The 8,207-nt window shown below is 65.3% G+C and carries 8 protein-coding genes and 1 tRNA gene; 4 read left to right on the top strand and 5 right to left on the bottom strand.

Annotation, left to right across the window (positions count from 1 at the left end; all coding sequences use genetic code 11):
- The 3 genes from E0T84_RS24165 to E0T84_RS24155 form a co-directional block, all read right to left on the bottom strand.
- Positions 1 to 1,358: PP2C family serine/threonine-protein phosphatase (locus E0T84_RS24165; protein ID WP_138745741.1), on the bottom strand; the 1,358-nt coding region annotated here is incomplete at its 3' end.
- Positions 1,359 to 1,416: 58 nt separating this feature from the next.
- A complete protein-coding gene (locus E0T84_RS24160) occupies positions 1,417 to 1,884 on the bottom strand; it encodes an FHA domain-containing protein (RefSeq protein ID WP_055119261.1) in 468 nt (155 codons plus the stop codon).
- Positions 1,885 to 2,016: 132 nt separating this feature from the next.
- Positions 2,017 to 3,462, bottom strand: coding sequence for a DUF3662 and FHA domain-containing protein (locus E0T84_RS24155; RefSeq protein ID WP_138745740.1), 1,446 nt, complete (start codon positions 3,460 to 3,462; stop codon positions 2,017 to 2,019).
- Between the two features lie 273 nt (positions 3,463 to 3,735).
- Between E0T84_RS24155 and E0T84_RS24150 the strand changes: the two genes are divergently transcribed.
- A tRNA-Leu gene (locus E0T84_RS24150) sits at positions 3,736 to 3,818 on the top strand.
- Between the two features lie 474 nt (positions 3,819 to 4,292).
- Here the strand turns inward: E0T84_RS24150 and E0T84_RS24145 are convergent.
- Entirely contained in the window at positions 4,293 to 4,679 is a 387-nt protein-coding gene (locus tag E0T84_RS24145; RefSeq protein WP_070185381.1) for a hypothetical protein, read from the bottom strand.
- A gap of 10 nt (positions 4,680 to 4,689) precedes the next feature.
- A complete protein-coding gene (locus E0T84_RS24140) occupies positions 4,690 to 6,102 on the bottom strand; it encodes a hypothetical protein (RefSeq protein ID WP_083283975.1) in 1,413 nt (470 codons plus the stop codon).
- A gap of 334 nt (positions 6,103 to 6,436) precedes the next feature.
- Between E0T84_RS24140 and E0T84_RS24135 the strand changes: the two genes are divergently transcribed.
- The 3 genes from E0T84_RS24135 (at position 6,437) to E0T84_RS24125 (ending at position 8,202) form a co-directional block, all read left to right on the top strand.
- Positions 6,437 to 6,697 (top strand): helix-turn-helix transcriptional regulator, encoded by a 261-nt coding sequence (locus E0T84_RS24135; RefSeq protein WP_070185380.1) that lies wholly within the window; start codon positions 6,437 to 6,439, stop codon positions 6,695 to 6,697.
- Positions 6,698 to 6,765: 68 nt separating this feature from the next.
- Complete coding sequence (locus E0T84_RS24130; RefSeq protein WP_249383733.1) at positions 6,766 to 7,515, top strand: hypothetical protein; 750 nt, start codon at positions 6,766 to 6,768, stop codon at positions 7,513 to 7,515.
- A 183-nt stretch (positions 7,516 to 7,698) separates the two neighbouring features.
- Positions 7,699 to 8,202 carry a hypothetical protein gene (locus E0T84_RS24125; RefSeq protein ID WP_131823097.1) on the top strand — a complete coding sequence of 168 codons (504 nt, stop codon included), beginning with the start codon at positions 7,699 to 7,701 and terminating at the stop codon, positions 8,200 to 8,202.
- Positions 8,203 to 8,207: the final 5 nt, after the last annotated feature.

Raw genomic sequence — 8,207 nt, 5'->3', positions numbered from 1 at the left:
GTCGGAGCCGGGGTGGGCCCGGGTGACGGCGAGGATGACGGTGACGGGCTGGGCGGCGGCGTGGGCTTGGTCGTCGTGGGCGCGGTGCGCGGTGCGCAGACTGGAAGGACCGAGCCGCGAGCCAGATCGTTGATCTGCTGGATGGCCTCGTCCTGGGTACCGCCGGGCAGGCCGGCCCGCACCGAGGCGCGGGCCGACGGACGCATGTCGTCGACCGCCATCAGCCGGCAGCCGAGTGCGCTGCGGTCCTGGTCGACGCTGATCAGCGACAGTTCGTTGCGGGCGTTGAGACAGCCCAGCCGATACGGCTCCTGCAGCGAGATGCCCAGAAACGTGCCCTGGACCCCGCGCATGATGGACACGGTGCCCTCATGTTCGGCGACGTAATAGTTGTTGCGGATGATCTCCCGGCCGATGGCGAGCCCGCCGACGAGCACCAGCACCAGCAGTATCGCGGCGATGAGGATGCGGCGGCGTGAGCGGGGCCGGCGATCCGGCTCGGCGGGCTGGGGGATCACCCGTTTCGGTTCGTTGCGGCGGGGGTTGAACGCCGAGGCCCGGCCGGCAGCCGTGTCCGGCGGCGCGCTCTGGTCGTCGTTCCCGGACACGGCGCCGGCCAGGATCGGCTGCGTCTGTCCGTAGTCGTAGTCGACGACGTCGGCGACCACCACGGTCACGTTGTCCGGTCCGCCGCCGCGCAGCGCCAATTCGATGAGCCGGTCGGCGCTTTCGGCGACATCCTCGATCTGCATGGCCTCGTGGATGGTCTCGTGGCTGACCGGATCGGACAGCCCGTCCGAGCACAACAGATAGCGATCGCCGGCCTTGGCCTCGCGCATGATCAGCGTCGGCTCGACCTCGTGACCGGTCAGTGCCCGCATGATCAGCGAGCGCTGCGGATGGCTGTGGGCCTCCTCGGCGGTGATGCGGCCTTCGTCGACCAGCGTCTGGACGAAGGTGTCGTCCTTGGTGATCTGGGTCAGTTCACCGTCGCGCAGCAGGTAGCCGCGCGAATCGCCGATGTGGACCAGGCCCAGCCGGTTGCCCGCGAACAGGATCGCGGTGAGCGTCGTGCCCATGCCTTCGAGCTCGGGGTCGGCCTCTACATGGGCTGCGATCGCGGCATTTCCCTGGCTGACCGCGGTGTTGAGCTTGCTGAGCAGATCGCCGCCGGGCTCGTCGTCGTCGAGATGTGCCAGCGCCGCGATGACCAACTGCGAGGCCACTTCGCCTGCCGCATGGCCACCCATGCCGTCGGCCAGCGCCAGCAGCCGCGCCCCGGCGTACACCGAGTCCTCATTGTTGGCGCGAACCAGCCCGCGATCACTGCGCGCGGCGTATCGGAGAACGAGGGTCATAGTGTGTCTCGAGCTCCTCGCATGCGCGGTATCGAACCTGCTCCTCGCGTGCGCGGCCTCACGGACGCAACTCGATTACCGTCTTGCCGATTCGAACCGGTGTTCCGATCGAAACCCTTACCGCTGTTGTCACCTTCGCCCTGTCAAGGTATGTGCCGTTGGTCGATCCTAGGTCTTCGACGTACCACTCCGAACCTCGTGGCGAGAGACGGGCGTGGCGCGTCGAAGCGTAATCATCGGTGAGCACCAGGGTGGAGTCGTCGGCACGGCCGATCAGCACCGGCTGGGCACCCAACGTGATGCGGGTCCCGGCCAGCGCGCCCTCGGTGACCACCAATTGCCGCGCGATATGACGCCCGTCCCGGCTCGGAAGCAGGGAACCGCGGAGCGCCAGTCCCCGGCGGACCATCACGGCGCCCGTCGGCGCGTAGATGTCGGTTCGCAGGATGCGCAGCACCGACCAGATGAACAGCCACAGCAGCAGGAGGAATCCGACGCGCGTCAGTTGCAGCACTAACCCCTGCATCTGACGTCCTCTCCGTATCCGCCCCACTGGTATCGCTCAGCTACCGTCGGCAACGTCACGATACTTGGACGCCGATCGCCGTGAGGGCGAAGCCGCGCGCTTGCCACTCAGGTGTGTCCGGTCTCGCAGGGCTCAGTGCACGCGCACGATGATCTCGGAGTGGCCGAGCCGGATGACGTCGCCGTCGGCCAGCTGCCACTCCTGCACCGGCGCGTTGTTCACCGTGGTGCCGTTGGTGGAGTTGAGGTCGGACAGCAACGCAACCTGTCCGTCCCACCGGATCTCGAGGTGCCGCCGCGACACCCCGGTGTCAGGAAGCCGGAACTGGGCATCCTGGCCGCGGCCGATGACATTGGCGCCCTCACGCAACTGGTACGTGCGGCCACTGCCGTCGTCGAGCTGAAGGGTGACCGCAGCGCCGCCGGCGGCGTAGTCGCCACCGCCGTATCCGCCCGGCTGGCCGCCGTAACCGGCCGGACCGCCCGGGGGCGCGCCGTACTCACCCCCGCCATAGCCGGCGGGTTCGCCGTAGCCGGGCTCGCCGTAACCCTGTTCGGGGTAGCCGCCCTGCGCAGGCTCGGCGTAGCCGCGGCCGTAGTCCTGCGGCTGACCGTAGTCCTGGCGTCCGTAGGGCGGTTGACCGCCGCCGTAGCCGCCTTGTTCGGGGTAGCCGCCGCCTTGGCGCGGGTCCGGACGTCCGTAGTCGTAGTCACCGCCGTATCCGGGCTGACCGCCGGGCGCTCCGGGCGCGGGCTGGCCGTAGCCACCGCCGGGCTGCCCACCGTAGCCACGGTCATAGCCGCCGCCCGGCTGGCCGCCGTACCCGGCGGGCGGGCGCTGCTGTTCGTAGGACTGCGGGGGGTAGCCACCCTGGTCCGGGTACCCACCTTGATCGGGGTATCCGCCCTGGTCCGGATAGCCGCCCTGATCGGGGTACCCACCTCGGTCGCCGCCGCCGTAGCCGCCGCGTGCCGGGGGATAGCCGCCCTGATCCTGCGGCGGGTAGCCGGGCTGATCCGGGGGGTATTGGCCGCCGCCGCGGGGATCGTCCTGCGGGTGCCCGTAGCGGTCGTCGTAGTAGTCGTCGCCGGGCCGCCCTTGTCCCTGGCCGCCGCGGTAATTCGGGTTATCGGTCATAGGTGGTTCTCCTGATTCTGCGGTGAACGCATGGTCGCCTTGGGCTCGCGCGGATTCGCCAGCGGTCGAATCGGGGTTGACCGCGCCGTGTGCGCGGAACTGTCCGGTGTGCAAGTTCGGTGATTGCTCGAATCTAACGACCACATCACCATACGTTTGCCACCCCTGATCACGAATGAATCCCCCCAGATGCTTGGCGAATGCGGTCGAGGTCAGGTCAGTATCGGCGCTTACTTTCTGATAGTCAGTGCCACTGAGCGTAATTACGTAGTCGTTCGGTGCCAAAACTTGTCCACCGGCCACCGTACGGGCTCGGGACTCGGCTTCTCGGCACAACGCCGTCTCTACTTCCCGGGGCACTATCGAGCCGCCGAAGACCCGGGCGAACGCATCGCCGACGGTCGACTCGAGTTTGCGTTCGATGCGGTCGACCAGACCCATGTCACCGCCCGCCTTTTCTCGTTGTCGTTCGTCGCCTCGTCACGGGGCCCGTGCTCCCGCGTGTCGCTCTGGCCACACTGCTCACAAGCATGGTATCGGCCAGGTGCGGTAAAGCGGGACCAACAGAACTCTGAGAATCCGATCGATGCTGGTCAGTGACCTGATCTAGATGAGGTTAAGGGTTCTCTGACAACCTGACGGCCCCTCGATCGGCCTGCTGATCGGCCGGTTTGGGAACGATGCGCTGACAGTGTTACGCTGCCTCGGTCATTCGGGCGAGTGGCGGAATGGCAGACGCGCTGGCTTCAGGTGCCAGTGTCCTTCGGGACGTGGGGGTTCAAGTCCCCCTTCGCCCACAGAGAGCGGTTCTACGAACTGCGACTACAAAGGTCACGAACCAAAAATGGTTCGTGACCTTTGTGTTTGGTGGGTTCGGTGTCATGGGGACCGAAGCCGCCGGAGTTTGGGGAGTTGGCCGTGTTAGTCCCCAAAGCAGATCCCGTTGACGCAGAGGGACGTGGCCTTAACCGACAAGTCAGGCGTCAACCAGCCGGGGGCAGTCCCGCACTCGTTCAGCGGTGATGTCAAATGCTGCCCCGAGTACGTTTCGGCCTCGGTGTCAGATGCAGTCGGCAGCAATGCCAATAGCCACGCGGGGCGGCGGTATCGACGGCCACATGCATGCCCAATTGCGTGATCCGTCCACCGAGTGGTCCCACGTACCGAAGCGGATCCCGTTCCCGGCGATGAACGCGCGGACCGAACTGGCCAGCTGGCTTCGCAAGCTTCGCGAATGGGCGTTGACCAGGGTTGCCCTAGGAGCCGTAGCGCTAGCTTGGGTTCTCGACGGTGAACCACCGGTGCTCGTACGTCAACTTGTCGTGGCCGTAATGGCGGTCCTTAAACTGCTTGAGGGCGGCCTGCCACTGGCTGAGGATGAGGACAGCGTCGCTGTTCTGCGGGAGAGTTTCCTCGTCGAGCATGTCGACGAAGGCGTGGCTAGGGTCGTTTTCGATGATCTTGCTGAGTTCGCCGAGGAGCCGGTTGAGCATCTTGATCTTGAGGGTGTTGACAATGCCGTCCTGTTTCTTTTTGGAGAGCTCAGTCATCTCGCGGTGGGCGGCCTCCAGCATCGGAACGAGCCGGTCGTAGGTTGCGGCCTGCTCCTCTGTCGGCCGCGGTGACGAAGCGTCGTCTGCGTGGGTGTGGCGTGGCATGGGCCTCCTACTATTTAGGCAACTGACGGGTGAACTCAACGTACTTCTTGCGAAGGGCCTCGATGGGCCGCCGCCCAGAGTCGAGCAGAGCGACCATGAGTGCGAGGTCGGAGTCGTCCAGGCACAACACAGCTCGGCGTTTGGACGAGTGGAGGTCGATGATGTTGCGCCTAACGCTGTTCTTAGGAGGGTGGCGCGCGAGGAGGATGCCAAGGCGGCCCATATCTTCGTCGTCGAGGTAGCGGTACAGCTGGTTGACGTGTTCGGTGTCGAGTTCGGCGACGTTCTTGAGCTCGAAGACGAGCTGGCGTGCGCCGTACAGTTCGCGCAGATCGGCTAGGAACGGTGTTTTTCCATCGTTGTGGAATATGACGTCGCGGATGTGGGCGCCGCTGATAGTGCGCTCCTGCTGACCGGCGATGTCAAGTTCTGGGTATAGCGCGGAGGACAGGACGTCGAACGCCAGATTTTCAAACTTCTTGTCAGCGCCGTTGACCCGACCGGTCGGCAGCGCCTTAATCTCATTGGCCTTCTTGGTTATGGTCGCGAGGCGCAGCGGCGTAAACAACGGGTCAGGAGCGCAGACGTCGGCGGCAGCCTCCCGCTCGGCGACATAGCCGCTGATGATATCGAAGTGTGCCCTGTTGTAGGCGAGCACGTCTTGCTTGGCGACAGCCCGGCCCGAACGCCCTGGCGGCAGCACGAGTGGTGCGTATGTGGTGCGGTAATAGTCGCCGTAGTTGATCCACGGCAGTCGGCGCAGCAGATTAAGCGGCGCGAGTAGTACAGGCGAAGCGTCGGACGGGTTATACGGCAGGTGAGCTTCGAACGGCCGCCAGTCAAGGGCAGCCGGGTCCCAGCCGACCAGTCGGTGGCGTGTTGTCGGGATGCCCCATTGTTGACAGCGGCGGTGGGTGAACTCGGCGAGCCACTGTTTTATGACCGAGGCCGTCAGGTCGCTGATGCGGTCCTCGGCAATGCCAGGCACGAGCAGCGCAAGGATCTCCAGGTGGTCCAGGCCCGCGGTCTGCAACTGGGGTACTTGCTGAAATGTACGAACGATGCCGTCGATTGAGCTTGGGCCCAGGGCTGATCCTCGTTTGGTCCCGGCGGCGTATCCGAGGCCGAGTTCGACCGGCTCGCTGACCTCCGACAGGAGTATGGCCGCTCGGCTGGCCTGCCCGCCGACGGCGTGCCGGCGGACCTCCTCGACGAAGCTGAGCAGGTCGGCGTGCAGCTGCTGGTACTGCGGGTCCTCAGACTTCCAGAGCAAAAAGGGGTCGAGATAAAGCGGAAGGTCCTCGCGTAGGTGAGGGACGACGAAATCCACCTCGTCCTGTCGGATGACCAGGCCGAAGACGTCACTCAGCCGCGGGTTGACGATGCCCGCGGCCGGATCACACTCGGCACCATCCGTTGCCACGCCGTCCCGCCCTTCGTCGATTCCCCCGCGCGGTCACGTTATCGGAGAGTCAGACGCTTTTCGGTTCACCGGCGCCAACCAAGTGAGCGGGGCCCGCCGAGCCCGCTCCCATATCGATCCGCGTGAGCGGCAAGGTGCTGTAGGTGACACAACTGCGGAGCACCGAATGTGGGCCCAGGGGACAGTGGCTCACAACGACGTCGTGGCGGCCCAGTTGGCTACTAAACAGCCGCACCCCCAAGGCTTTTGGCTGTCTTACGGCAGGTTCCATCCGGACTTGGATGCGTGGAAATGAGCCACCGATACGGATAATTATACTGGTATTATTATCTGTATGCCGCGGCCTGCGTTGTCGGACAACGATCGCCAGCTTGGGAAGCGGCTTGGCGCCGAATTGCGTCGGCGACGTGGTGCGAGGACGGCAGCCGATGTGGCCAGCGCGGCGGGAGTCCCGCTGGATACGTTGCGCAAGTTGGAGCAGGGCGGCACTCCTTCGCCCGGGTTCTTTCTGGTTGCTCGGCTGGCTCGGGAACTGGACATGCCTCTGAATCAATTGGCCGACAGGGCAATGCCCAGGAAGGGGCAACGCAGATGACGGTGGTCGCGACGCGGACCGCAGTGGACACGGCAACGATCGGGTTGTGTTGGGATCAGGTGCCGCGGGTGGCAGAGCCGGTTGGTGGCCAGGCGGTGCTGTACGGGTCGACGTGGCAGCGCACCGCGCGCTGGTTTGACCCGAGTTATTTGGGCACCCCGGCGTTTTGGGTCGAGCAGACCCGCCAGCGTCCCCGGCCGGTGACCTACCGGATCGGCTCGACCCTTCTTGAGGAGGTCGCGTTGTGCGTGTTGGGCGGATACGGGATCACCGAGCAGATGGCGTTCGCCGCGTTCTCACGCTGCCAGGATGCAGGCTTGCTCACGGGCGAGCTTTTCAGCGAGAAGACGATTCACACGGTGCTGGCCGAGCCGATGGTGGTGGCTGGGCGCGCCCGGCCGGCCCGGTACCGGTTTCCGCGACTCAAAGCCAACAGATTGGCGGCAGCGATCGCCCATCTGGACGCCGGGACACCCCCGCCGCCGGATCAACCACGCGATCTTCGTGATTGGCTGACCGGGATTCCGGGGGTGGGTCCCAAGACGGCCTCGTGGGTGGTGCGAAATCTCACCCGCAGCGACGCCATCGCCGTCATCGATATCCATATCCGGCGCGCGGGAGTGGCTGCGGGCGTATTCGACCCGGCATGGAAACTACCCCGCGACTACCAACTGTTCGAGGAAGCTTTCGTCGCGTGGGCGTATCTGGGTGGGGTGGGCACCGCCGACCTGGACGCGTGCATCTGGTCGTCGCTGGCCTCGCTGGGGCGTGCTGCTCGGTTGCTGTTCGGGGTGGATAACCTCACCGACCTGGACTAGCTGCATCAATTCGCCGACCGGCCCCCGGCGGTGCCGTTACATTGGATCTTCGAGCCTGCATTGACATGAGGGGGAAATGCCATGGCCGGCGGCGGAGGGTCTGACTACCGCAACTCGTTGGGCGGAGTCAGTGGACGAAACGATGACGGACCTTCCTGCAGCACATTCACTTTCGAGACAACCGTGACATCACCAGACCCACAGGTCGTCGCGCAGGTGGCCGTGGACACATTGTGTGAAATCCTCATGGAGGGAAACCCACCACAGCTGAAAGTGTATGTGCGCGCGACGGGGGCCGTCTTGGGCGCGATCACCGACCGGTGGGATGACATGGCCCGCTGTATCAACGCGGACTTCTCCTACGAGGCGGTGATCATCACGTTGCGCCCGGTGGTGCGGGTCCGTGTCCAGCTGCGCCAAGATTATCGGCTGCCACTGCCTTTCGCTGCCGTCTTGGTGGGCATTGCCCCGGATCTGATCGCACCAGCAGAAGGCGACGAGATCGAACTCGGAGTGGTCGACGGCCACGCCGTGGCTACGGCCCTTGACGGCCGCAGCGTGGGCCGGATTCCAGCCGAGCCTGTCGCGGTGTCGCGGTTGATTCGCCGCGGTCATGTCCGCATGGCCCGGGTGGATGCGGTCAGCCCCGACGGCACCCGGGCTGATATCACGCTCTTGCAGGCGTGATCGGC

The organism is Mycobacterium sp. DBP42 (assembly GCF_005924235.1).
Taxonomy (GTDB): Bacteria; Actinomycetota; Actinomycetes; order Mycobacteriales; family Mycobacteriaceae; genus Mycobacterium; species Mycobacterium syngnathidarum.
Note: the sequence above shows the minus strand (reverse complement) of the source record. Positions and strands in the feature narration are given on the sequence as shown.

Excerpts from the sequence above, each read along its gene's own strand:
- E0T84_RS24160 (WP_055119261.1), bottom strand. The coding sequence starts at position 1,884 with ATGCAGGGGTTAGTGCTGCAACTGACGCGCGTCGGATTCCTCCTGCTG.
- E0T84_RS24155 (WP_138745740.1), bottom strand. The coding sequence starts at position 3,462 with ATGGGTCTGGTCGACCGCATCGAACGCAAACTCGAGTCGACCGTCGGC.
- E0T84_RS24145 (WP_070185381.1), bottom strand. The coding sequence starts at position 4,679 with ATGCCACGCCACACCCACGCAGACGACGCTTCGTCACCGCGGCCGACA.
- E0T84_RS24135 (WP_070185380.1), top strand. The coding sequence starts at position 6,437 with ATGCCGCGGCCTGCGTTGTCGGACAACGATCGCCAGCTTGGGAAGCGG.